Here is a 23,988-nt window from a genome sequence, read left to right as displayed (position 1 = left end):
TATCCACTGCTTAGCCAGTCTTAGATCCCTACTTGATATGTCTATGAGGATGCATTAAAACATTTAGTTCGAGTAAGTTTCAGATGGATGGATCCACTAAACGTACGGCAATCAAAATTATTCTCATATTTATCTCAAAATCAATTCTTTGTCTGTCAAATCAAAAAAAGGGGCTAGAATAGAATAACCAAAATAATTGGGAGAGTATGATGAACATAGATATTGACTATGATTTGATTAAAATAAACAAAAAAGGAAAAATAACACCAGAACAAGAAAAAGAGCTATTCAAGTTAAAACTGGCTCAGGCATTACAGGCTACTATTGTTCAGGGAATATCACCAAAAGAACTTGCAAAAGCAGATAAGCTATCTTTACCAGAGCAAAAGCAAAAATTAATTATGACTCTTGGTAGGATACAAGTGACGAGCACAGCAGTACAACTTAAGAATGAAGAGAAAGATTTTTTAAAAGACGTTTTTCCAAACCAAAAACAGGCCATAGACGGAGGGCTAGTAGCGTTCGTTAAGACTCTTGCTGCAGCAGATGTCAATCTGGCATCCGTAAAAACACAAAAACGGCAAAAAAAACCTTCACAAACCGTGGTGGATAAAGCATCAAGCAACCAAGCACTAATAGGCATTATATTACAAGGCTCTAATTCTAGCGAAAAGTTAACAGATGCAGCTGTTGGTAGAGTGCCTGCAAAATCCGAAATGGTAAAAGATGTTGTATCCAACGGAGCTAATATAACGGAGGGAAAAGACCTAATAGGTGTTGCAAAAAATTTATGTTTGGGTTTAACTCCCAAAGCACAAAAGAAAGATCGTATTTTTTTTGCATGGATCTTTCGCAGAAGGAGTAAGATTGATCAGTTAAGTAAGATTGATCAGTTAGTTAAGGACAATCCTAACATGAAGGAGAGAGGGAATGTTTTTGAAAAATTTTGCGACGATTCTTCTATCAAAGATCTACCAAAAAATCCGGCTGATACGTTAACAGCTGAAGGTATGGTTAAAATGATCCAGAAATCTACGGCACTGCAAAGGATTTTCAAATGTTACGGTAATTCAATGGCCCATAACTCTAAGAACATAGAGGAGACACAGCCTGGGGGAACCCTAAAGCAGCACGTAGGTTCTCGAATCAATGAACAATTTGATCTACCAGGCAGTCCATTTCTAACTGTTCAGCTAGGAACGCCAGTTTTATTTCAGGCTATTCCTACTACAGAGCTATGTTCTGTTTTTGCCTGGGTTGAAGGTTGTATGGCTTCTAAGAAATGGACACAACCCGTCACCAAGAAAGAACTGGATACGGGAAAAATAAAATACTTGGATAAACTACAAGATGAGTACAGAAAACTTAGGCAAATAAAGGGGACTGAGGTTAATAATACAGAATTACAGAAACAGATAGAGGCTATGGGAGGCAAATATAAGCAACCCCCTTCTCATACTGAAACACTTACGGCAGGTGAGACAGAGCGCGATCCTTTTGCAGACTTTGACAGTGTTGTAACCCATCCTGATGCAGGCGCAAATCAACCAGAAAATTCTAATGATCAAGATACAAAACGGGCGGTTTATATGAAAAAAAGGGAGAATAATTTCATGCTTGTTCATGCTACGGGCAATAATGATGAGAGTCGTCCAGCAAGCGGCAAGGATGTTTTGTCTTCTGCAGAGGCTAGCCAAAGCCTGTGGAAAAAAATGTCAGCTAAAGAAGTAGCTAAACTTGCTCAACAAATGCCAAGTTTTGCAGCAGGTATCCAAGCCAAGGTTGACGCAGAACGCAAAGATAGAAGCCAAGCAGCAGGAAACGACAATTCTTTTAGAACTTTACAAGATAATGGGGGGGGGGAAGACCCCAGGATCCACTGCTTAGCCAGTCTTAGATCCCTACTTGATATGTCTATGAGGATGCATTAAAATATCAAGTAGGAGTTAGTTTCAGATGGATGGATCCACTAAACGTACGGTAATCAAAATCATTCTCATCACGTTGGTGATATGGGGAATACTGTCTATTACGGCTTTTTCTCCGAAAACCGAGATTCCAACGATCCCTGCTGAGAGAGTGGATGTCTTACAAGCGTCATATCAATCATATCCCAATATGGTTACAGTATATGGGAAGGTGAAGGCTTTAGGGCCTAGACGGATTGATACTGAGATTGCGTCGAGTATTGTCAGTAGGCCCATTCAAAATGGTAGTGTGGTTGAACAACATCAACTCTTGGCGTTATTGGATACCACGGACCTTAAGATAAAACAGGTCAGCTTAGAGCAAGATATTGAGAAGTTTCAACATCAGATCCAACGGCTAAATAGTGAGATAGAACATTTAGATGTGGTGATTGAGCATGATCAAGAACTGCTTAAGACTGCAGAAGATGATTTGGAACGGTATCAAAATATTGATCAGAAGTTTCGGAGTAAGACCGGACTGAATCAGAGAACCGATACAGTGAACCAACGGTCTAAGGCTTTACAAAACAGTAAGAAACAAAGACAAACATTGGTACACCAAGTCGATCAGGCTAAGAGTGATTTGGTACAAAAGAATATGGCTTATTTGGATAATAATATTGATATTTCAAAAGCTGAGATTCGATCACCCATGGATGGGGTGATCAGTGACCTTGACAAGCAAGTGGGTGATTTCTTACCCAAAGGTAGTAGTCTATGTGCCATTATTGATCCTAAAAACACCTATATTGAAGCGTATATACCCACTATTTATTATGGACAACTGAATGATCAAGTCACGGCCAAGATACAGAATGAACAGCACAGTTCGCTACAGTTGGTGCATGTTGATCCTCAAGTGGATGAGGGACAGGCTCATTTAAATACTCAGTTTCATTATGAGGGAGAGCCTGTGCTCTACCCTATTGGTCAGGTGGTGAGTATTGGATTGGAGTTTCAGCTTGAAAGTCCCAGTATTGCGTTGCCAGAATCAGCGATTTATGAAGAAGCCTTTGATTATGTTTATCTGGTGATTGATGGTGCATTACAAAAAGTGAATATTCAAATTCTAGGACGGTTGTATCAGCATCATATGACCGAATACTTGGTTACCAGCCCAGAGATCAAAGAGGGTGATCTGGTGGTGACTTCTAGACTACCAAGACCCAAGACTGGGTTAAAGGTGAGCTATGAATGACTCGGCCATCTTTCGTTTTATACGTTATTGTGTCGACAATAAAGTCTTTGCGCATACCCTGTTAATCATTGTTGCTGTTGTTGGGATTACCGGGGCATACAACACCCAAACCCAATTGATCCCGAATCTGACCATCCCACAGATTTATACCACGTTTATCTGGCCTGGTGCTTCTGCAAAACAGTTAGAAACAGATGTGATTTTACCTGCTGAAAATGAAGTGGATGGTATTAATGGTTTGGATACCATAACGGCCATTTCTCATATGGGCAGTGCGACGATGGTCTTGAGTTTCTTCCAAGATCAAGATCTGAATGTGGCCAGGCAAGAGGTCTCTCAAGCCTATGATGTGACCAAGTTACCTGATGATGTTGAAGATTGGCAAACCCGTATTGTAGAGCCCAAAGAACAAGTGGCCAGACTCTTGGTTCGGGATGTCTCTATTCAGCAGTTAAAAAAGACATTACAGAAGATTCGAGCGGAATTAAAAGGCGCTGGGATTACCTCTGTCACAGCGACGGGAGATGCCAATTTAGAGTTGATATTAGAGGTTAATCCTCAATGGCTCATGGCACAACAAGTAGACCTAAATACCCTATCTACTGCCATTAAACAAATGCTGATTGAATACCCTGCTGGGTTCTTGGGTGAATCTGGGCAATACTCTTCTTCTGAAGTGGGGACGCCTTTTGATAGTGTGACTAAATTGGATTGGTCGATACATTTAAATGATCAGTTTGCTTATAAAGCCAGTCATATCTTCCAAAATGCATACTTTCAAGCCTCTGAGAAAACCCCTAGATTATTTCAAAAGAATCAAGCCGTAGGCGAACTCAGGGTCTTTAGAGCAGAGAATCAGGATCTCTTAACTGTTGCCAATCGATTAGAGAATTGGTATGCGTCTTATCAACCAGAAGGTTTTGAGGTTAGTGTTTACGATGAAACCTGGTCTTACTTCTATGATCGTCTATTCCTATTGGGGAAAAACGGGGTAGCTGGATTGGTACTTATTGCCGTACTGCTCTCCTACTTTCTCAGTAAGCGAACAGCTTTTTGGGTTGGGATGGGAATTCCCATTTCTATTTTAGGAACACTGGCAGTGATCTATCCCTTGGGCTTCCAAATCAATATGATTTCATTATTTGCCATGATTCTGTCTTTAGGGATCATTGTGGATGATGCGATTGTGGTGGGAGAAAGGCATACCACCTTAAGTCGTTTTATGTCGTCTGCTTCAGCCGCAAAAGCGGCTGCCAGTGATATGGTCAGGCCTATTATGACCTCATCATTAACCACTCTTGCTGCCTTCTTTCCACTCTTATTCATCTCAGGGGTCACTGGGCAATTCTTAAGAGAAATCCCTGTGGTGGTGATCACAGTGATTGTTGCATCCCTTATTGAATGTTTCTTCATCCTACCCAAGCATCTCTCTACGGTACCGGTGCCCAGTAAAGAGATCACTGACTTTCAAAAACGGCTAAGACTGTTTAAAATCCGTTACTTCCTACCCTTAATCAAGATGGCCATACACCAAAAAGCCATTATTTTTACAGGAGCTGTCTCCTTTGTATTTTTAACTGTGGCCATGATCTCAACCGGACATATTAAGTTTAGCTTCTTTCCAAGCTATACCTCTGACCGGGTTATTATTGAAGTCGATTTCGTTTCTAAAGCCACCTTTGAGGAAAAGCAAGCCTATTTAGAAAAGCTTGAAGCCTATAGCCTAGATACCATCAACAATATTGATAACAGTGTCATCAAACAACACTATGTGGCGATGAACCAACGGTTATCGGAACGATATGACCCCAACCCTATTGACCATGGGATTCAGATTTGGTTAACCGAACAAGACAAACGAGAGACGTCAAACCAAATCTTAATTGAGGCTTTAAATAAGAACCCTCCTAGAGACAATATTATCAACCAACTGATTATTGATCAGCCAAGAAGTGGTCCTCCGAGTGAAACCATCCAAGTGGAATTAACTGGTGATGAAACACAACTCATGTCTGCAATTGAAGCCATTAAGAACCAGCTGCAATCATTCACCGGGGTGTATAATATTAAAGATGATATCTCAACATTCATCCCCAATCATTACTTTACCCTTCATGATACCATGTTGTTTACTGGTTTAGATAACCAGAAACTCTACTCACAAGTCTCTTCTTACTTGATGCAAAGCAAACAGTTTTCACTATCCTATGATGACCAGGAAATTGATGTAACGGTAAGGCTTCCTGAGTCAAGTATTGCGCTAAAAGACCAATTGTTCACCCTACCGATTGTTATACCTAATGGTGGTCATATTCCTTTAGGAGAAATTGCGGATATCAAGACCAGCCAGAAGCCTCAGCAGTTAATTCGTAAAGACCGACGTAGAACTGCCATGGTATCCGCACAAATTGATAGCAATCTCACCAATACCTATGCTGTTGATGCCATGCTCAATGATCAAGTGATTCCCGATGTTGAAAGCCGTTATAATGTCATTACAGGCTCTGGTAAAATCAAACAAGACCAACAGCGGATTATCTCTGAACTGAAAAATGGTGCCATCATTGGGGTATTTACCATCTTCTTAATCCTAACGTGGTCCTCTAACTCGTTTAAAGTCCCTTTTGCGATTTTGCTCACTGTACCCCTGAGTTTAACCGGAGGGGTCCTTGGACACTGGTTGCTAGGCTTTGACATTACCCTACTCTCACTATTTGGTTTCTTTGGGTTGATGGGGGTGACTGTCAATGACTCCATTATTCTCACACTGTATTTCCAAAAACTGCGGCAAAAAGCATCTCTAGAAGATGCCTTAATCCGAACATCATCAGACCGTTTTAGAGCGGTAATACTCACCTCCTTAACCACCATTGGCGGGCTGTTGCCCTTAATGTTCGAAACGTCTTTCCAAGCTCAGTTTTTAATCCCTATGGCAATTACCATTGCCTTTGGACTGCTGTTTGGGACCATCTGGATTTTACTGTTCTTACCTGCTATACTGAGCGTTGTATCTGAGTGAATACATGACTGCTATCAAACAAGAAAAGACTGGTCATCATGAGACCATTCTCGTGACTGAACAAGTGGTTACCTGCCCTCCAATCGGAGACTCTGTAACGTTTGAGCACCCAAGAGTGACACTCGATGTATCAAATAATACACAACGCTGCCCTTATTGCGGCTTAGAATATCAAAGGATAACAAATGAATAAAATGATTATTAAAGGCTCTGCCATCGTTGGTTTGGCTGCTACCTATTACTTATATATGTTTTTTATTAGAGTATTGCCATCAGTGATGACATTAGAGCTGATGCAAGACTTATCCGTTGGTAGTAATGGTGTTGGACTCATTAGTGTGGCTTTTTTGGTATCGTATGCCAGTGTTCAAATTCCTGCAGGATTAATGATTGACCGTTATGGGGCCAGAAGAATCATGTTATTTGGGATGCTTGGTTGTATTATTGGTAGCTTTGCGTTTCAAGCAGCCAATGGCATTATACTCCCAATTTTGGCGCGAGTTCTCATTGGTATCTGTTGTGGTGCCGCATTCGTTGCACCGATGTCTCTTGTAAAACAGTGGTTACCCAAGCATATGTTTGGGACTGCTGCTGGTATGATTCAATTTATTGGTTGTGCGGGTGCCATGCTATCGAGTCCTGCATCAACGTTGGTGAAAACATTGGGATGGCGTGATGCCAGTTTAACCTCAACCTACTTGGCCATCGTGTTATTGATCTTGTTCTTCTTATTTATAAAGGAAAATAACACCAACACCGAAGCATCAGAACCATCCTTGCCCATCTATGAAGCTATTTATGCCGTTGTCTCCAATAAGCGTTATTGGCAAGTGGCATTGATTGCCATGACCAGTTGGTCCATTGCTGGGGGCTTTGCTGAGGCTTGGGGAATCCATTATTTGAGCAAACTACAAGGGGTTTCTCTGACCCACGCCACTGAACAAATGTTTTGGATGTGGATTGGTATTGCTGTATCCAGTCCTTTAGCAGGCTATTGGTGTGAACACACTACCAATAAAGCCTTGCCCATTATTTTCATGTATGTGATCAGTGCTCTGGCATTGGGGGTACTGCTTTCAGGATCCATCACTCATATGTATCTCATCAATGGCTTATTGTTCACTGCAGGTATCTCTGCCGGTGGGCAACCGGTCGCCTTTAGCCTGATCTCTGATTATAGCCCAAAACAAACCCTCGCAACTGCTGTTAGCTTTTGTAATGTTGGGGTGATTGCTGGAGGCTTTGCCATTCAACCACTGGTCAACTATCTGTTAAGCTTAGCAGACACACAAGAATACCAACTCCATGACTTTCAATACTGCTTCAGTCCTATTTTTGTTGTCCTGCTATTGGGAATTATCGCAAGCTATAAGCTACCAAACACACAGGCCTAAATCATGAGCTTACTTTGGACCCTTGTCAAATTTATCCTTGAGTTACTCACCAATAGCTTACTATTAAAACTTGTCTGTTTGGTATTATTTGCTCTAAGCATACAACCTCTAGCTTGCTTCATTGGCTTTTTTACTTTACAAGCCTCAGCACGTAATGTCCTTGCCATCGGCTACCATCGCCGTTATGGAAAGTCAGACTTAATCACAGAACTGTACCAAAACTATTCTAAAAAGACCTTTCAAGAAGTGATTGAATCGATAACGAATCTCCCTATCATGCAAAATGATGAAATAAACTCAAAAGCCTATTTAAACAAGTTTTGGTGTATTTGCGAACTCTATTTCCCTTATTTGGCTTTTAAAGGTTACAACTACCCACTTCCTAATGAGGATGCTACAAGTCCCATTGATGTGCTTGCTCGCCTCAATTTTTTTCCAGAACGTAGGATTCGCATAACACCTGACTGCAACAAACAGTTTACTGAGAAAAACGAAGAGAATTCTTTGAGCAGCTTTATAAGAGGTCTGGACCCCAAATTTGCATCGGTATTACCTGAGGAACATGAAACACCAAGCACCGTATTCCACCTCGGTGAAGCTGAGCACTTGGTTATTTCTCTTAAGTCTCACAAGCAAAAGAACCTCTCTTACTATGAAGGACAGCTGCAAGTTGGAAACCACTATCGCCTTAAGTTTCAGTGCTCAAGTGATACATATTGGTGGATTGCTGCCATTATTGCAGTGACTGTTGCCGCTTCTTTTTCAATGTTATACGCATCACTTTTAGCGTTCTTTCTTGCAACACAATCACTGATTTTTGAACCAAAAGGACAAAAAACATCTTTTGCGATCATACAGTCAACCACCATCCCGCTACTATTGTGTATCGCACTTATTGGGGCTTATGTACTATCTCATCAATTCACCCAAATATTTTTTACCGCAAGCGTTGCAACATTAGGACTGCAACTTCTCTTGTCCTTCACAATACATGACTTTATCCAATTGTTTTTAGGTCATACTCCCAAATCTTGCAATGGCTATTTAATGTCGCGGCATCATGATGGCTCACTTTATTATACCCTAGGGGTTATAACGCTAAACCTTCTATTAAATACCTTACCATTTTATGGGCTCTTTCTTGCAGGGTATGCCAGCACAAACATCCTCACTCTTCTCGGTGGTCAAACTGCCGTATTGGGGCTTTGTGCCATAACAGCTGTTGACCGAGTCTTGGTATTGTATAGCCATCTCACCCGTTACCAATGCTATTTATCATGTTCATATCCCTTTGTGCAGTCACACAAACTGCAGCACAGTTATCAATATCAGTGTCATAATAACAGCAGCTATGATGATCTACTCATGCCTATTGGTAATGGTGGTATTATGGTGCCATGGCCCATATCTTATGGCTTACAAAAGTGCCATAGCATGATAGAAAGTATATGTAACCTAACACTATAGCTCACCATGGGATAATTTGGTTTGTAATGTCCGGTAATAATTATAATGTAAAGGATGTAAAAATCTAACCCTATTTTTATCCATATGAATTTTAATGGATTGTGTTTCCTCTAATATATCCTGCGCATCCACAGCAAACATCGCCTTACCATCTTTCCATGGCTTCACTCTAATTTCAACTGTAGACGATTCAGAAATAATCATAGGCCCTGTTGTCATCTTACTGGAGCAGATGGGTACAATGTTCATCACCGCAGCTTTAGGGTGAATGATAGCCCCTCCTGCAGATCTGGCATAAGCACTAGAGCCCGTACTGGTTGAAACGATGATTCCATCTCCTCTTTGTTGATAAACAAACTCATCATCGATATACAAATCATATGATACCATGCGTGTTGCTTTATCTTTACAGACCATAAATTCATTAATCGCAAAGTATGATTGTTTGTTTAACATACAATTTAAAATGGGTCGGCTATCTTCAATGTATTCTCCATTTAAGATATCGATCAACCCCTCTTGGTCAGAGTGCTCCAATGCTGCTAAAAATCCTAGATGTCCTAAATTAATCCCTAAAATAGGTATTTGATACTGATGGGCAATTTTAGCTTGATGCAACATAGTGCCATCACCACCAAGAACCAATATTAACTCAGCCTCTTCTTCTTGATCAACGCACTCAATCGCCATTTTGTTGAGAAGCTGCCTAACTTCAAAGAACGCTTCGTTCTCTCCAAATTGGAATAACTTTACCCGCTTAAACTTCGCCACCTGCGTCTCCATATCCACCCCACCCAATATAACATAAGCCCAATCATAATTCATCGTACAAAAATATTCCAAATAATATAAAAAAAATCTGTCAAATGAAAATATCATGCTAAGAAAGAGTTAAGGACAGAGAGACATGCTATGGATAGCCCATTCAATACAACGTTTAAACCTTCTTGGTGGCTAAATAATTGCCACCTTCAAACCATTTACCCAACTTTATTCATGAAACGTTATCCGGTCCCCCTTAGAGAGGAACGATTTGAATTGTCTGATGGAGACTATATTGACGGTGTTTGGACTGATAAGTCCTCAGGCCCTATTGTCATATTGTTACATGGTTTACAAGGATCAGCAAACTCTCATTACATCAACTCACTCATGCACACAATCCACCATGAAACCAATTGGCAAGCTTTAGCACTTAACCTTAGAGGATGTGGGCAAGACAAACAAAGATCCTTTCGGCAATACCACAGTGGGGATACTGAAGATATTCGATTTATTCTCCACCTTATTAAACAGCGATTCCCAACGCAGCCCATCGCTATGGTTGGGTATTCATTAGGCGGCAACCTATTATTAAAACTTCTAGGAGAACTCAAACAAAACCGATTATGCCAAACAGCGGTTGCCATATCACCACCATTTGACCTTGCATCAACGGCACAAAATATTCAAAAAGGCCTTGGAAAAGTCTATCAAAAGATTTTTCTAGATGATATTAAAAGCTCACTAATTAAGAAATACCCACACCACTACAACACCGAAAAATTGCAAAAAAAGCTTCATGATTTACAAACCTTAGAAGACCTTGACCATCAGTTCACTGCCCCAATGCATGGCTACGATTCTATTTATGAATATTATCAAGACTGCAGTAGTATAGGTTATTTAAATAGTATCAAAGTCCCAACACTGGTGATGATTGCAAAAGATGATCCCATTGTAAATTATAACTACCTACCAAAACCCGAATCAATCTCTAACAACGTTACCCTTGAAATCCATGAAAAAGGCGGCCACGTAGGATTTATAAGTGGTGGTATTCTCAACCACCACTTATGGATGAACCAGAGAATCATGAGCCATCTTGCACATTATTTACCCTTATGTATCCATGAAGAGACTGAGTAGATCAATATTTACAACCACCATGTGCTAAAGGCGTCTTATCCTAGAATACATGATTAGACGTCACATCAGAATCAACATAACTGTAGGATACATCGACACCATCTAAACTCAAAAATTCTGTATATTTCTGCTGACCTCCAGAAAGTTCTTCTTTCTGAAACTCACCATACACCAACTCAGGAATCTTTATTGACAGCGGGTCGAAGTTATTATAGGAATGAGGATTGACACTACCCCAAAAATCACGAATGGTCATCAACGCCAAATATGGGAAAACAATGGTTGCCCATATCTCAGGGGGAATCACGATTTTTGTAACTGACGGAGAGCACTTGATATACTCAACCATACTTTTTAAACAAGCAGCATCCATTAATGGTGCGACCCTATCCAGCTTCAAGCGCCTTGTACTGATATTAAGAAATGGATCGTTGTAAATATTCCCTACAGCTACCTGAATATTTTGAGAATACATATAGCTACGAATAAATTTTGTATAACCCGTCTCCCACTGCCCAAGTTCCCTATTTGTATCATCGTCTTTACCTAAAATATCACCCAACAACATGGCAGTATATGAATAAGTTCCTACAATATCCTCGTGATTAGTCTCAGACATGACTGCAACAGAAAAATCATGGAGTGCTTTCGGCGACATAGTAGCATACCTCACTATCTTTAATCTAGAGTCATGATCAGAAAGTAATTTTCTAAATGGTAAAATCGCTGAACCATCTTCTTCTTCAATCGCAGGCTCTATGGCCAAACAATATGCTTCAAGATTCTGTTGATCTTCTTTCATCAATGCATTGGGCGACATACTCAAATATATCAGGGTCTTCTCAAAAAAAGTCATTAACGGCCTTAAGACTATAGATAATGGGGCTATAACCAGACTCTCTAAATAATACATAAGCATGATGTTTATTAGATGTTCAGGAAAGATCAGCATGTATAATGCAAGAAAATAACACCCTATCCCAAATAAAAATCTCATTTCATTTACAAGAATAAAACCAACAATTAAACTGGTAGATACAATAAACAGAGTTAAAAGGGCAAGAACGACCGGATATAGCAGGGAGTGAAAAACCACCTCTCGTAAAAATTTATATCCATCTAAAATCCAAGTAGTTAAAAACTAAAAGGATGGTTGCTGGTATACCTTTGCAAACATTGTAGGATAGATCTGATATAACCCTATTAAAATAACTGATGACAAAACCATACCCTGCATGATATTTGAAAAAGTCAAATAGAAGACTACTAAAAAAAAGCTCTGCACCGTACTCTCAAAACTAAAAGTGGGTCTATCGAAACTGCTATCATTAGTGTGGCCATCTAGACCTGTAAAAAGCAAAACATAATTTATTACACCAGCTATAAAGTAATACAAGAAAAAAAGATCTTCAATCCTGATAAATGTATGACCAAAGAATATGGAAAACGCCAGCATATATGACGTTAATGCGCCCTTACCCAGATTAAAACGCATAAACGTTTCAAATATTTTGGGGTAATTTAGTGGCATGGTTTTATAGCGGTTATTGTGATACCAATAACTGGCGGCAAGTGAGACACCAAACATCACAGCAAATGAAGCCAGAGGACCCGCAAGTGTCAGCACCCAAAAATATAAGAAAGACTGAATGGTTATCGCAACCAGATAAGACAGATAGAGATCCAAAACCAAAAGTATGCCACTGTAGATCTTATTACATACAAGTAATATACTAGAACGTAAATCCGTAAAAAAATCTAAGATTAAACCATTCCCTGCCTTCGTAAAAGATGACGCTAACTTTAGTAGTTGTATAATCATGGCAATCCTATTGTCTACTTATCTGTATAATGTAAGGCAGTATGAAGCCAATGTCTACAATTTTTCTTAGCCAACCCTCAATAAAAAACATCAAGAATATTCAAATACACTTATAGACTCTGTTCTATATAACTGTAGGATACACCGACACCATCTAAACTCAAAAATTCTGTATATTTCTGCTGATCTTCAGAATGTTCTTCTTGCTGAAACTCACCATACACCAACTCAGGAAGCTTTATTGACAGCGGATCGAAGTTATTATAGGGCTGAGAGTCGACACTATCCCAGAAATCACGAATGGTCATCAACGCCAAACATGGGGAAACAATGGTTGCCCATATCTCAAGGGGAATCACGATTTTTGTAACTGACTGAGAGCACTTGATATACTCAACCATACTTTTTAAACAAGCAGCATCCATTAATGGTGCGACCTTGTGCAATAGCCTATGTTCTGTGGTTAAAATAAAAAACGGGTCCCTTTCATAACTCCGATCAAGTACTTGAATACCTTCTTCAAAAATATACTTTCGTATGAAGCTTCTAGGTTCATACTGACCATTAGCATTGAAGATACGACGAAGAGCCCAATTATTCTCGCCATACAAAGCCTGAACAATAGGGATCGCATAGTTAACTCTAGCCCAAGGCTCACCAATACGCTTCACACGCCCTCGCTCAGCTATATCTTCCTGTATAATAGTAGTCGAAAGTGCGTGTAATGCTTTTGTTGACTGTGTCGCAAAACTAATCGCATATATAAAGTTGTCCCAAGTTTCTTTTGCTGAAAATGCTTTCAAAAAAGGCAGAATGGCTGAACCTTCAGGCTCTTCAAAAGCAGGCTTTATTGCAAGATGGTATCTATCCAAGTTATTTTGATCCTCAGGCGTCAATGCATTTGGAGCCATATTCAAGAAAGGATGAATACTTCTGAAAACCCTATCACTTAGGTTTCTCACTAATTCATGAAGCTCACTAATACCTTTATGAAATAAAGTCGCTAATTGGTGCTCAGGGTATTGAGCAGCATAATACGAAAATGCAGCCAACATGATGACGAGAACACACGATATTTCAGGCGCATATACATAACACCACAAAACACCAAATCCCATTAGCAAGAAAAGCATTACAAAAGACCCTAGCCACAACCTAACTGCCAAATATGAACATACCTCAAGAAGGAATTTATACCCCTCTAAAATCCAGGCAGTTAGGAAATAAAATGCCGGTTGTGTATAGACCTTCTCAAACAATCCTGGATAAATATGGTACATCCCTATAATCAAAAGTGATATAGCAACACTACCTAGCATCATATTTGGAAACGACAAAAAGAATGCTGCCATGAAAAAAGGAGCAACCACAGAACCAACAAATTGAGGAAGCGTCTGAGGAATCCATTCAAATCTAGCCCTATCTACCGTTCTAGTCTGTGTCCTCTCAAAGAAAGCACCTTCGAATACGGCACACTGTGACAAAAAGTAGCAAAAAAACAGGGATTCATAAGCAAGAACTTCATAGCGGAAACATATTGAAAACGCTAACATGTATGCCGTTGCTGCACCATTGCCTATCAGGAAATGAGAAAACATCTTAAATATCTGGGGGTGATTTAGAGGCATGGTTCTATATCGCATCTTATGGTACCAATAACTGGCTAAAAGAGACGACGTGATCATAGCACCAAATGAAGCCAAAGGCCCTGCCATGTTTAGCACCCAACCATAGAGTATAGCCTGAAGGGTTATAGCAAAAAAATAAGGGCAAACAACGCCAAGTAAGTTTCTTAAGTCTTTCAAAACTGAGGAAACAGCTACTTTGCTATTTAACAACCATAACTTGAAATCAGAGCATATTTCTAGCCCTTTAAACACCCACGAATAAAGTTTTTTCATCATCTCTTAAAAATTATTGATCTTAACTTACATTAACACAAGCTATCACTAGGATCAACAACCTTAATGAGACAATAACGATAAAGTCAGATACGCTTATTCAGCGATTCGCTTAACATTGGGATTTTCTGCATAAGCCGCTAGCACATCCTCAATCAGCCTATTCACAACAGACTTTCGGTCATCATCAGATATCACACCAGTACCTTGGGTCTCTTTGTTTAATCGTGCTTGTAAGAACTTTGCAGCACTCCCTTGTGGGAATAAGTTTGACAAGACGCGCCTTGCTTCAACAGGGCCCAGTCCCTCGTACAATGCCGTACGGAGCAACACATCCTCTGACGTTGTACTAAAGGCCCACAACTCTGCTGGCCCTAATGTTAAGGTTAACAGTTGTAAGTGGTTACCTTCTTTTGTTGCAAATTGTCCTAAGAATGTTGCCCCCCCTTCCCTAGGACCACGAACAGACTGACGTAATGCAATCTTTGCAGTATTGCTCAAACCAAAACACTTCGAAGTTTCTTCAATGGCTTGCTCAGGTCCAGCATCCATAATAAAGGTTGATGTTGCAAATTTAACAATCTGATCATCAAAATCTTGTAAATCTTGTGAGATCACACACACCTGAACACGCCATTTACGACCTTCACGCATATCAACAATAACTTGGTCCCTAACCGCTTTTGCATTTGAGGTACGGTGGAATTCATCAAAAACAATACGCTTTTGATCTTCTTTAATTTCAGCGGCACGTTTTTCATGATACAGACGATAACTCTCAGGCAGGTTTGCCACAGCATCTTTATTTAGATAAAAATCTTTACCCAATATATACCTTGCCAGCATATACATAACCGCTGTTTGCCGATCAGCCGCTTCACCACCACTTTTCGCAACTTCGTCCAAGTCAAACGACACAACTCGAGACTCACCAATATCAAACTTGGTATATCGTGATAATACCGGATACTCACGGACTGCACTGGATAACATTCTCACCACAGCATCAATTAAGTTCTCCCCTGTTGAGACGGTAATTTTACCATACAAGTCTACAACAGCAGGTGTTCTTGCAATGGACGTTAAATCACTTAATAACGGTACCGCATTTCTTTGTGCCAATATCGCTTCACGATTAAAACCTGCATTAAACAAACCATCAACCACTTCCCACCAAGTGGTTTTCGAATCACTCACAAATTTTATTTCAGATAATAGCTCATCAACTTTTGTATCAACGCCTGGAGTATACAGATTCGGATTACCATCATCAGCCAACAGTTTATAAGCTTCATCAACCACCATACCAATCAGGTCAGCAACGCCATCATAAGCTGAGGCCGCACCTACAGGTGTTGATAGTAACGAAATAAAGTTCACCAAAAATGACCGCTCCAATGGTAGCGGGTACCGGCTTCCCAACTGTGTATCAAAAGGATTTACCGAGTATTCTTTGTCCATATTAAAGCGGATGTATGTGGCCAAATGTTTTTTATCATCTGGTAATGCTTCTTTCAATAGAGATACCAACCCAGCACTTGATGGACCAATATCAATGATGGCTATTCTTGGTAAGCGCTCAATACCAGGCTGAATACACAGCCCTAAATTTAAGGCATTAGACAGTACCGATTTACCAGAACCTGGACGCGCATAAATCATATCAATCCATGTCGTTTGCAACGGTGAACCCGGCTGATACGGCCAAGGTTTTCCATCAGGTGATCGTAACAACAAGCTACCATAGTTCCACGGTGATGCAGGACGAAATAGTGGCATCATGTACAAGAACGATTTGAGTGACGCAACCGACATATTGGCCGGAGATGTTTGGGAGACACTTAGCATACTGGCCAAAGCCCCTTCAAACGGATCACCACAAATCTCAGCAATATCCGCAGACCCCCAGTTCTGGATCGCCTTTGCAAGCTGAGAATGTCGAGAACGCAACAATCTTTCATCATCCTCTGGTGCCCAAGTGGATGCTACTGCTCTAACCATAACAGCGGCATCATCTGTTTGCAGATCCAGATATTCTAAAAGTTTGATGCCATCATGAATCAAACGGTTTTGTGATGAAGAAAATGCCAAGACCGAAGACATAGCACGCTTAAACTTTAATGAAGACAGCCCCCCACCTTTCATTTGAAATGATATCTTCCAAGGCAATGATGCCTGAATGGTTTTATTCAAAAGAACGCCAAATGATTGAATGTCTTTTGGAAAAAGATCAATATACACAGAAGAATAAATTTTATTTCCAATCTTACATGTCTTTAAGTCAATGTTCTGACTGTCACGAGGAAATAATTGCAATCCTAGGTTAGGCCATAATAAATCCGCTAAATCCGCATCAGGACTTTCAGACAAATACTGATTAGAGACTTTTGGTGTCATTTTGTCCCCAGGCAATAGAGGCGACCAATCTTGAGCCGTAAAATCACTATCAATAGAGCGACGAATGGCCCTTAATGCCGTATGAACGTCGAGTAGTGTACATGAGATACCCGCAGATTTCATATCTGCACACAAAGCCTTTACAAATGATGCATGTAAATCTCTCAAATCATTAATAGCATGCCCTGGCGTTTGAGTCGACTTGAATGCAGGAGTCCCTTTATTTTCTTCAGCTTTATCCTTAGATGCTGCTTTACGCTGCTCCCGAGTTAAAATGTCAGGCACTGTTGCAATAGAGATATAGGCTTCTTCTGCTGAACAAAAGTTTGCCATATATGTCACCCGTTCATCAAAGACATCAGATAATGACAAATCTAATTTTTTAGCCGTTTTTCGTGCACCCACATAGTTTTGCTCAATCGTTTCAACAACCTGATCTTGATTGTAAGAGAAATGGATCGACACCGTATGCCCCAACTCTCTCATCGAGCTATTCAATGACTGGAATAATTGCTCATGTATCCGCTGGTATTCATCATCTCCTACCAGGCCAATAACACCAGAAATATCAATAATTGATAACAAACCACCATCATTGGTCACCAAATCGGTTTCACCGTCAGCAGTCTGAATATCAGTATAGGAAGACGATCCTTGCCGCAACCCTACAGAGACGGTACTAACAACCGCTTCAATTCCATCAACAATTCCTTTTACGACAGACATATCTGACTCCTATTCATTTACTGAAATTGCACTCCCGGCCCATTCCACAATCATATTTTCAAAACCTTCAATGGAAGGTAGAAGACGAACATTATCTAAAATTTTTGCTGATTTTTCATCGCCATCAGGCAAAAGGGAGTCCAGAAGTATCTGACCCATAAAAGATGGGTTACTCATCCCTTTACCATAGTTTTTTTCAACCAATGATGCTCGAAGCTTTAATGCCTGTATATAACCATCTGCTTTTAAAGCAAATTGAGAGCCATTAATGACAGCAGCATACAGAACATGACACAAAGCATTTAACTGTCCTTGAGACATTTCAGGCAAATAAATCATTGTGCCTCCACCAGCTTGCAACTTACCTGCAGCTTCAAGAAACAAACACTGTTGACAAAAGGGACAGGCTGTCGCGAGATTTTGCATCTTGTTATTTTGATAGTTGTGATCTAGATTCACCACCATCATATGTTTTGATGCCCGAAAAGAGCAAAAGGTACAACGATCATCATCTCGCTTAAAAACAGCCGATGAAAACGTTTGAAACTTAGGATCACCTTGACGCTCTGCATAGAGCCCCCATGCCGATCCACCTAATTTTAGCGATAACGTATTCAATATTACCTACCTTTTATCACTATTACCCCAAACATCATCAGAAACGCCTTGTTTTCCAGCTTCAACACCATCAGTACCATCGCCTGCACCAAACAAGGTTTCACCCAATGGCGAAATGAAGTTACCCATAAACATCAGGGCTGCAGAAATACCCAACATACTCATTGGTGTTCCAATAGGCACCTGTGTTGGGTTGTCTTTATGCTGCTTAAACTTGAATACTGCAGATACAAAGAACCCCATCCCTGCAACAAATGCCACTTGAGCAATTAATGACCCGACTGCTTGAAGATTTCCTTCAATAGATTTGGCAATTTTCCCAATGCCACTTGCAGCTGCTTCTTCTTCTGCTAACGTTAACACTGTTGCTAACGAAAGCAAACTGGTTTGTGCAGCAACTAGCAAATATTTTTTAGACATAAAATCTCCTCCGATTGTTTAATTAAAACTAAGTTTCATATGCATATTTGGCCCCTGTGTTTTCACTTGTTCCAAATATCGTTTCTCCTATTGGGGCTACCAATGAGCCAATGAATAGTAATAGTGTTGCAATAGCAATCATTGTGATTGGGTTACCAACAGGTACCTGAGTTGGATTATCTTTATGCTGCTTGAACTTATAAAAAGATGCAATCAAAAATCCAAGACCGGCAATATATGCCATATAGGCAATCATCCTTTCAGCCTGTTTCAAATTAACAATAATATTGTCAGCAACATCATTAATCGATGATACCGCAAAGGCAAACGGTGACAAAATAATCATTGTGTATAACAACACACTTTGTGAATCAAATCGTTTATTAAACAATATTACGCCCCCCTAATTACCCGTCTGCATTAAATTTGAAATCGTTGGCGTACCTATGTTTGCGCCATCTTCACCAAGATCATCCATATTTGTTGTCTTTCCACTGTCACCAAAAATAGTTTCTCCCGCAGGAACAATCAAATTGGGTAAATACATCAACAACCCTGCACATAAAAAGAGCACCATTGGCGTTGACACTGGAATCTGCGTCGGATTATCTTTAACCTGCTTCAATTTGAAAATTGCTGCAATCAAAAGCCCAAACCCTGACACATAAGATATCGCAAAAATAAGTTTAAATATCCCCAAAAAGCTTTTCTGCTTAATGCCACATAGCATAGTACCTAGAGTCTGACTATCTGTTGTACTCATGTCAGCACAACTTTTTGCTGCAGCGCTAAAAAACATCAGCCCAAGACTTGCCGCTAATGCCAGTTTCTGACAAAATCTCACGTTGATCCCCCTGTTCCAAATGTATTGACAATCACATTCACGGTATTTACAATATTTACTGCCATGACGCCACCAATAATATGAACAAAACCTTTGGATACCGTCCCAGGCTGGGCGCCCTGCCCTGTTGACTTGGTTAAAATCAAAAAACCACGCAAAATGGCCACCATTCCAATGAACTGAATCATGTAAATCATGGGCTTCAAGGCTGTTTCAAGATCACTACCTTTGTCAGCCTTATATTGCAACTGATCAACGGCCGCTATATCTGGTAAACCCCAAAATGTGGTATTGGTGACCTCCAGGAAGGTTGGAAAATAGATCAAAGTAGCGCCAAGGGTCAACATAATAAGCGGCCCTGTGACACCAGAATCAACGTTCATAAAAGCCGTACGATGTCCCAGCTTCTTTAGCTTATTGACTCCCGTAAAGATAAAAGCAACACCCGTTAGATAAAACAACCCTGTCAAAAATTCAGACGCTTGTGAAAGACTATTAACCAACTCTGCGTAATCTGATGTTGTCTGCGCACTTGGCAATGACGCGATCAATATAAATGGTAGCGTATATCGCAGAAGTTTCATCATCATTATTCAGAAGTAAAGGAGAATGAAATCACTCTACCAGATGCGGTTTCAACAATACCCTCTACTGGTTTGATTTTTGTAACCCTACCGTAAGTTGGAATGTTATCACCCACCTTCACAGTCATGTTATTACCTGATCCATCTTCAACCCAAGCACGACCTGAAATCACTGCGCGGATACGGTAGTTTTGCTCAACAACCTTCTGCTCTTTTTCTTCAGCAGCTTCTGCACGTTTCGCAGAGATCTCGCTCAACTCTTTCGCAGAGGCCTCGACAACTGCAACAATACCATCCAGCTTTTCATCCAGTGCTTTCAGCTTAACATTTAACTTTTGATTTTGACGCGTTAAAGAAGCAACCCGAGAACGAATTTCTTCAATCTCTTTGTTCTTTTCTTCTTCCTTTGTATTACTATCATCAATTTCTGCAAAAATTGACATAGGCGTCTCATCAACAACTGGCTGTAAGTCTATAACAGGTTCATCCATAGTCATTGTTTCTACAGGCGTTGAATCAAAAGCCTCATCAGCAACATCTTCATCATCCCCCCCAAAAACAACACTGAGAAGTATGTACAGAACAATACATCCCCCAACCGCAGCCATAATGCGAGTGTTCTTTAATAGAGACATCAAACTTTCAGTACCGCCACTGTGTGGGACTGAACCAAAATCTTGACTGGTCTTCTCAGGAAAGCTATATTCCTGATCTTGATCACTTACCTGGTTATCTCTTTCATCTGCCATCGTGAATCTCCTTCCTAACTAAACTTTGTAAAGTCTTGCATAACTAGTATACCAAATGTTGAACCAACTTTCATACGAATTGTTGGCTTTTTGTCCTGTAGCGACTGTGTTGCTTCAACAAGATTTTCACCAACTTTTCCAAGTCCGGCAGCAACAACTTTAGACTTATCTAAACTACCTTGCTTAACAACGGTTGTGTTACCATTTGTCGATACAGAGGTACCAAGAGCACCTGCCACTTCATTAAGCCCCTCTAAGAAGGAACTGGCAAACAGTGCACCGTATTTTAAGATAAAGTGACTATCAATCGATACATTTCTGGCGGTATTAACATCCACCGCAAACAATTCAATTGGCAAACTCATCTCTTCCGTTTCAATATTAACCTTATTGAACTTCAAGACCAGTTTTTCTTCCTCTTGCTTAAACTCACCCATAATGGTCGCACCTTGAAGCGGCCCATTCATCACTGTAGCCAGAATTGGTGCAGGATCTTCTGAATTAATAGCATGATCTAGCGTCGCATACATGAGTGTACCCGCCTTAACAATCTTATCATTTGACTGATTTGCCGTACGCATTGCCGTTTGACCATGATCATTTTCTGATACGATTTGAACCAATTGCGATATTTGCTCACTCGTGAATTCAGGCTTACGTACTGGATCTACATTCACAGACTGCTTAGGTGAAGCATCCCATGAGGAAAATAAAGACTGTGCTTGAGACTTCATCGCAGAGGATAGCTGCATGATCTTTCTTTGTCTGTCTTGCTGATTCAACATAGACTCTTGCTGACGCTGTAATCGATCAAGTTCCGTTTCTTGGTTCTCGCCCAACATGTCATCATACATATCATCACCGCCTTCATCAGCTTGCCCCACACCCGCCAAGAACAGTGCTTCTCTATTTAAAGGAATACCCAATTTCTTAAGATCATCGATAGAGACGCCACTGGCCACAAGCTGCGCTACATCAGCACCAGCAGCCAGCAAGTCATCACTTGAAACACCCGCAGCCAACAGGTCTTTAGCCGTGATTCCAGCAGCCAACAAATCTTTAACCGAAACACCTGCATCCAGTAGATCAGAGACACTCACTCCAGCTCTTAACAAATCTTTTGCAGAGACACCCGCATCTAATAGCTCTTGTACAGAGACGCCCGCTTTCAACAGTGAATCAATAGAACACCCTTTTTCAAGCATATCCTCTACCGAATCACCATTTGCAAACGCTTCATTAATACGATCAACAGAGCACCCTAAGCCTTTGTCCTCACTTGAAACATACATTCGATCAGGACTCACCCCGGCTCTTAGTAATTGGCCATCAGTATAACCAGCTGCCAACAGATCATTTGGCGAAAATCCTGCTGCTAGCATATCTTCAGCGCTCGCGCCTGCTGCCAACAAATCTTCTGCTGAGAAGCCTGCTGCTTTCAAATCCGCAACAGAATAGCCACCATTAAGTAATTGCGCGGCAGAAGCACCGGCTTCCATCAACTCTTTAGCACTACACCCATTACTAAGCAACAATTCAATACTGGCACCACCTTTGAATAACTCACCACAGGAAACACCCGCTGCTGCTAAATCTGAAACACTCAGGCCTGCAGCAAGCAATTGATCAACAGAAATCCCAGCCCTAACCAAATCTTTTGGGGAAAAACCCGCTTCAAGCAAACTGGCTGCATCATAGCATGCTGCAATCAAATCATTTAATTGAACACCCGCAGCAACCAGATTAGATGCAGTGTACCCTGCAGCACGTAAGCGAGAAGCACTAACACCTTCTCTCACCAAATCACGCGCAGGAAAACCTGCTTCGTTCAGCAGTACAGGACTACAACCCAAAGGCAATAAAACCTTCGCTTGTACGCCAGCATTGTATTGCGATGCGACATACTTTGCATTACAAACACCACCTTTAATCTGAGATAGATTCTTCTGTGCAAAAGTCACTTCTTTTTTAGACACACCAGCTTGACGAAGATCATCCGAACTCACACCAATTGAAATCAGTTCAGAAACCGAAACCCCTACCTCAAGAATCTCTTTAGGCGTGTAACCTAACTCAACCAATGTTGATCCATTGACGCCATTTTCAAACAAATCACCCGCAGACACGCCTTCACCTCTAAGTGTGCTTGGATCCTCTACGGCTGCAACAACGCCATCAGCACAGTAGCCATTCTTAATTAAATCGGCAGCGCCTACACCATCAGCTAGCAGTGCATTAACATCAGCCCCGGCTGCCTTAAGATCTTTAATGCTCACACCCGCAGCCAGTAACTGACTTGGCGTAAAGCCACATTTCAATAGTTTTGCAGTCGGGTAACCCGCTGAAACCAACTGACTGGCCGTATATCCTGCATCTCTTAGAGCACAGGGATCACCGCCCGCTTCTTTTAAATCCTCTGCTGAAAAACCTGCTGAGCGAAGCTCTTCTGCGCTAAACCCTGCTGCCAAAAGCTCTGCTGCCGAATACCCCGCTGCACGCAAATCATCCAATGAGCAACCATAACACTTTAACTCCGACACCGATACCCCTGCTTTTCGAGCATTTTCAAGGTTGTCAGCAGAACACTTATCAGCATCTCGATCATAGGCACTACTGCTGGACTGCTTTTCAAAACTCTCTGTATTGAGCGAATACTGAGGCTTGATAATGGTTGGAAGCGCACTACCACCTTCATCCATCGCTTTGTCCACCAACTGCTGATTTTGTTCCGAAATCAGGCGACTATATTCTGTAGACGTGTCACCCAGACCTGGCGCAGAATCAATTTTTGGCGTACCTCCAACTGATGCCGATGCAGTATCAATACTTCCAAAAACATTCAATGCACTCAAAATATAGTAGAGCAAGAACCCGCCAACAACAGCGCCAATACTCCCAAACAGTATGATCATTGGACGACGTTGTTCACTACCCAGTTGTGTATTATTTACCTTACGTTTATCACTCACGA

General features: G+C 40.8%; 19 protein-coding genes. 7 read left to right on the top strand and 12 right to left on the bottom strand.

What is annotated here, in order from left to right; translation table 11 throughout:
• The first annotated feature begins 206 nt into the window (after positions 1 to 206).
• The 6 genes from MKS91_RS03705 to MKS91_RS03680 are packed head-to-tail and all read left to right on the top strand — an operon-like array spanning position 207 to position 9,048.
• Positions 207 to 1,931 carry a hypothetical protein gene (locus tag MKS91_RS03705; protein ID WP_258569498.1) on the top strand — a complete coding sequence of 575 codons (1,725 nt, stop codon included), beginning with the start codon at positions 207 to 209 and terminating at the stop codon, positions 1,929 to 1,931.
• Positions 1,932 to 1,956: 25 nt separating this feature from the next.
• A complete protein-coding gene (locus MKS91_RS03700) occupies positions 1,957 to 3,168 on the top strand; it encodes an efflux RND transporter periplasmic adaptor subunit (RefSeq protein ID WP_258569497.1) in 1,212 nt (403 codons plus the stop codon).
• Entirely contained in the window at positions 3,161 to 6,187 is a 3,027-nt protein-coding gene (locus MKS91_RS03695; protein WP_258569496.1) for an efflux RND transporter permease subunit, read from the top strand. Before MKS91_RS03700 ends, MKS91_RS03695 begins: the two co-directional genes overlap by 8 nt.
• Positions 6,188 to 6,191: 4 nt before the next feature.
• Positions 6,192 to 6,380 (top strand): zinc-finger domain-containing protein, encoded by a 189-nt coding sequence (locus tag MKS91_RS03690; RefSeq protein ID WP_258569495.1) that lies wholly within the window; start codon positions 6,192 to 6,194, stop codon positions 6,378 to 6,380.
• A complete protein-coding gene (locus tag MKS91_RS03685; RefSeq protein ID WP_258569494.1) occupies positions 6,373 to 7,581 on the top strand; it encodes an MFS transporter in 1,209 nt (402 codons plus the stop codon). The genes MKS91_RS03690 and MKS91_RS03685 overlap by 8 nt, the downstream gene beginning before the upstream one ends.
• A 3-nt stretch (positions 7,582 to 7,584) precedes the next feature.
• The gene (locus MKS91_RS03680; protein ID WP_258569493.1) at positions 7,585 to 9,048 is read left to right on the top strand and encodes a hypothetical protein; all 1,464 of its coding nucleotides are present in this window, start codon (positions 7,585 to 7,587) and stop codon (positions 9,046 to 9,048) included.
• Here the strand turns inward: MKS91_RS03680 and MKS91_RS03675 are convergent.
• Positions 9,043 to 9,873 (bottom strand): NAD(+)/NADH kinase, encoded by an 831-nt coding sequence (locus MKS91_RS03675; protein WP_258569492.1) that lies wholly within the window; start codon positions 9,871 to 9,873, stop codon positions 9,043 to 9,045. The genes MKS91_RS03680 and MKS91_RS03675 overlap by 6 nt on opposite strands.
• An 87-nt stretch (positions 9,874 to 9,960) precedes the next feature.
• Between MKS91_RS03675 and MKS91_RS03670 the strand changes: the two genes are divergently transcribed.
• Positions 9,961 to 10,956 (top strand): hydrolase, encoded by a 996-nt coding sequence (locus tag MKS91_RS03670; RefSeq protein WP_258569491.1) that lies wholly within the window; start codon positions 9,961 to 9,963, stop codon positions 10,954 to 10,956.
• 40 nt (positions 10,957 to 10,996) lie between these two features.
• On the opposite strand, the gene MKS91_RS03665 is transcribed toward MKS91_RS03670, so the two are convergent.
• The 11 genes from MKS91_RS03665 to MKS91_RS05325 all read right to left on the bottom strand — a co-directional run bounded on the left by MKS91_RS03665 (position 10,997) and on the right by MKS91_RS05325 (position 23,986).
• Positions 10,997 to 11,758, bottom strand: coding sequence for a hypothetical protein (locus MKS91_RS03665; protein WP_258569490.1), 762 nt, complete (start codon positions 11,756 to 11,758; stop codon positions 10,997 to 10,999).
• A 339-nt stretch (positions 11,759 to 12,097) separates the two neighbouring features.
• A complete protein-coding gene (locus MKS91_RS03660) occupies positions 12,098 to 12,778 on the bottom strand; it encodes a hypothetical protein (protein ID WP_258569489.1) in 681 nt (226 codons plus the stop codon).
• A 110-nt stretch (positions 12,779 to 12,888) separates the two neighbouring features.
• On the bottom strand, positions 12,889 to 14,682 hold the full coding sequence (locus tag MKS91_RS03655) for a hypothetical protein (RefSeq protein WP_258569488.1): 1,794 nt from the start codon (positions 14,680 to 14,682) through the stop codon (positions 12,889 to 12,891).
• A gap of 93 nt (positions 14,683 to 14,775) precedes the next feature.
• A complete protein-coding gene (locus MKS91_RS03650; RefSeq protein WP_258569487.1) occupies positions 14,776 to 17,802 on the bottom strand; it encodes an ATP-binding protein in 3,027 nt (1,008 codons plus the stop codon).
• 9 nt (positions 17,803 to 17,811) lie between these two features.
• The gene (icmJ, locus tag MKS91_RS03645; RefSeq protein WP_258569486.1) at positions 17,812 to 18,420 is read right to left on the bottom strand and encodes a type IVB secretion system protein IcmJDotN; all 609 of its coding nucleotides are present in this window, start codon (positions 18,418 to 18,420) and stop codon (positions 17,812 to 17,814) included.
• A 6-nt stretch (positions 18,421 to 18,426) separates the two neighbouring features.
• Positions 18,427 to 18,840, bottom strand: a complete 414-nt coding sequence (locus tag MKS91_RS03640) for a type IV secretion protein IcmD (protein WP_258569485.1) — start codon at positions 18,838 to 18,840, stop codon at positions 18,427 to 18,429.
• Between the two features lie 28 nt (positions 18,841 to 18,868).
• The gene (locus MKS91_RS03635) at positions 18,869 to 19,231 is read right to left on the bottom strand and encodes a DUF6750 family protein (RefSeq protein ID WP_258569484.1); all 363 of its coding nucleotides are present in this window, start codon (positions 19,229 to 19,231) and stop codon (positions 18,869 to 18,871) included.
• A gap of 12 nt (positions 19,232 to 19,243) precedes the next feature.
• Positions 19,244 to 19,684 (bottom strand): type IV secretion protein IcmD, encoded by a 441-nt coding sequence (locus tag MKS91_RS03630; RefSeq protein WP_258569483.1) that lies wholly within the window; start codon positions 19,682 to 19,684, stop codon positions 19,244 to 19,246.
• Entirely contained in the window at positions 19,681 to 20,274 is a 594-nt protein-coding gene (locus MKS91_RS03625; RefSeq protein WP_258569482.1) for a hypothetical protein, read from the bottom strand. Before MKS91_RS03625 ends, MKS91_RS03630 begins: the two co-directional genes overlap by 4 nt.
• Positions 20,274 to 21,017: a hypothetical protein gene (locus tag MKS91_RS03620; protein WP_258569481.1), complete on the bottom strand. Its 744-nt coding sequence runs from the start codon at positions 21,015 to 21,017 to the stop codon at positions 20,274 to 20,276. The genes MKS91_RS03625 and MKS91_RS03620 overlap by 1 nt, the downstream gene beginning before the upstream one ends.
• A 14-nt stretch (positions 21,018 to 21,031) precedes the next feature.
• Positions 21,032 to 23,986: a TrbI/VirB10 family protein gene (locus MKS91_RS05325; RefSeq protein ID WP_258569480.1), complete on the bottom strand. Its 2,955-nt coding sequence runs from the start codon at positions 23,984 to 23,986 to the stop codon at positions 21,032 to 21,034.
• Positions 23,987 to 23,988: the final 2 nt, after the last annotated feature.

Origin of the sequence: Candidatus Synchoanobacter obligatus (assembly GCF_024259865.1) — a bacterium.
GTDB lineage: Bacteria > Pseudomonadota > Gammaproteobacteria > Comchoanobacterales > Comchoanobacteraceae > Synchoanobacter > Synchoanobacter obligatus.
The sequence above is the reverse complement of the archived record's forward strand: the minus strand, read 5'-3'. Positions and strand labels throughout refer to the sequence as shown.

Bases quoted from the DNA above. Each gene is read 5' to 3' on its own strand.
- MKS91_RS03705 (WP_258569498.1), top strand. From the start codon at position 207: ATGATGAACATAGATATTGACTATGATTTGATTAAAATAAACAAAAAA.
- MKS91_RS03700 (WP_258569497.1), top strand. From the start codon at position 1,957: ATGGATGGATCCACTAAACGTACGGTAATCAAAATCATTCTCATCACG.
- MKS91_RS03695 (WP_258569496.1), top strand. From the start codon at position 3,161: ATGAATGACTCGGCCATCTTTCGTTTTATACGTTATTGTGTCGACAAT.
- MKS91_RS03690 (WP_258569495.1), top strand. From the start codon at position 6,192: ATGACTGCTATCAAACAAGAAAAGACTGGTCATCATGAGACCATTCTC.
- MKS91_RS03685 (WP_258569494.1), top strand. From the start codon at position 6,373: ATGAATAAAATGATTATTAAAGGCTCTGCCATCGTTGGTTTGGCTGCT.
- MKS91_RS03680 (WP_258569493.1), top strand. From the start codon at position 7,585: ATGAGCTTACTTTGGACCCTTGTCAAATTTATCCTTGAGTTACTCACC.
- MKS91_RS03675 (WP_258569492.1), bottom strand. From the start codon at position 9,873: ATGAATTATGATTGGGCTTATGTTATATTGGGTGGGGTGGATATGGAG.
- MKS91_RS03670 (WP_258569491.1), top strand. From the start codon at position 9,961: ATGGATAGCCCATTCAATACAACGTTTAAACCTTCTTGGTGGCTAAAT.
- MKS91_RS03665 (WP_258569490.1), bottom strand. From the start codon at position 11,758: ATGAAAGAAGATCAACAGAATCTTGAAGCATATTGTTTGGCCATAGAG.
- MKS91_RS03660 (WP_258569489.1), bottom strand. From the start codon at position 12,778: ATGATTATACAACTACTAAAGTTAGCGTCATCTTTTACGAAGGCAGGG.
- MKS91_RS03655 (WP_258569488.1), bottom strand. From the start codon at position 14,682: ATGATGAAAAAACTTTATTCGTGGGTGTTTAAAGGGCTAGAAATATGC.
- MKS91_RS03650 (WP_258569487.1), bottom strand. From the start codon at position 17,802: ATGTCTGTCGTAAAAGGAATTGTTGATGGAATTGAAGCGGTTGTTAGT.
- MKS91_RS03640 (WP_258569485.1), bottom strand. From the start codon at position 18,840: ATGTCTAAAAAATATTTGCTAGTTGCTGCACAAACCAGTTTGCTTTCG.
- MKS91_RS03625 (WP_258569482.1), bottom strand. From the start codon at position 20,274: ATGATGATGAAACTTCTGCGATATACGCTACCATTTATATTGATCGCG.
- MKS91_RS03620 (WP_258569481.1), bottom strand. From the start codon at position 21,017: ATGGCAGATGAAAGAGATAACCAGGTAAGTGATCAAGATCAGGAATAT.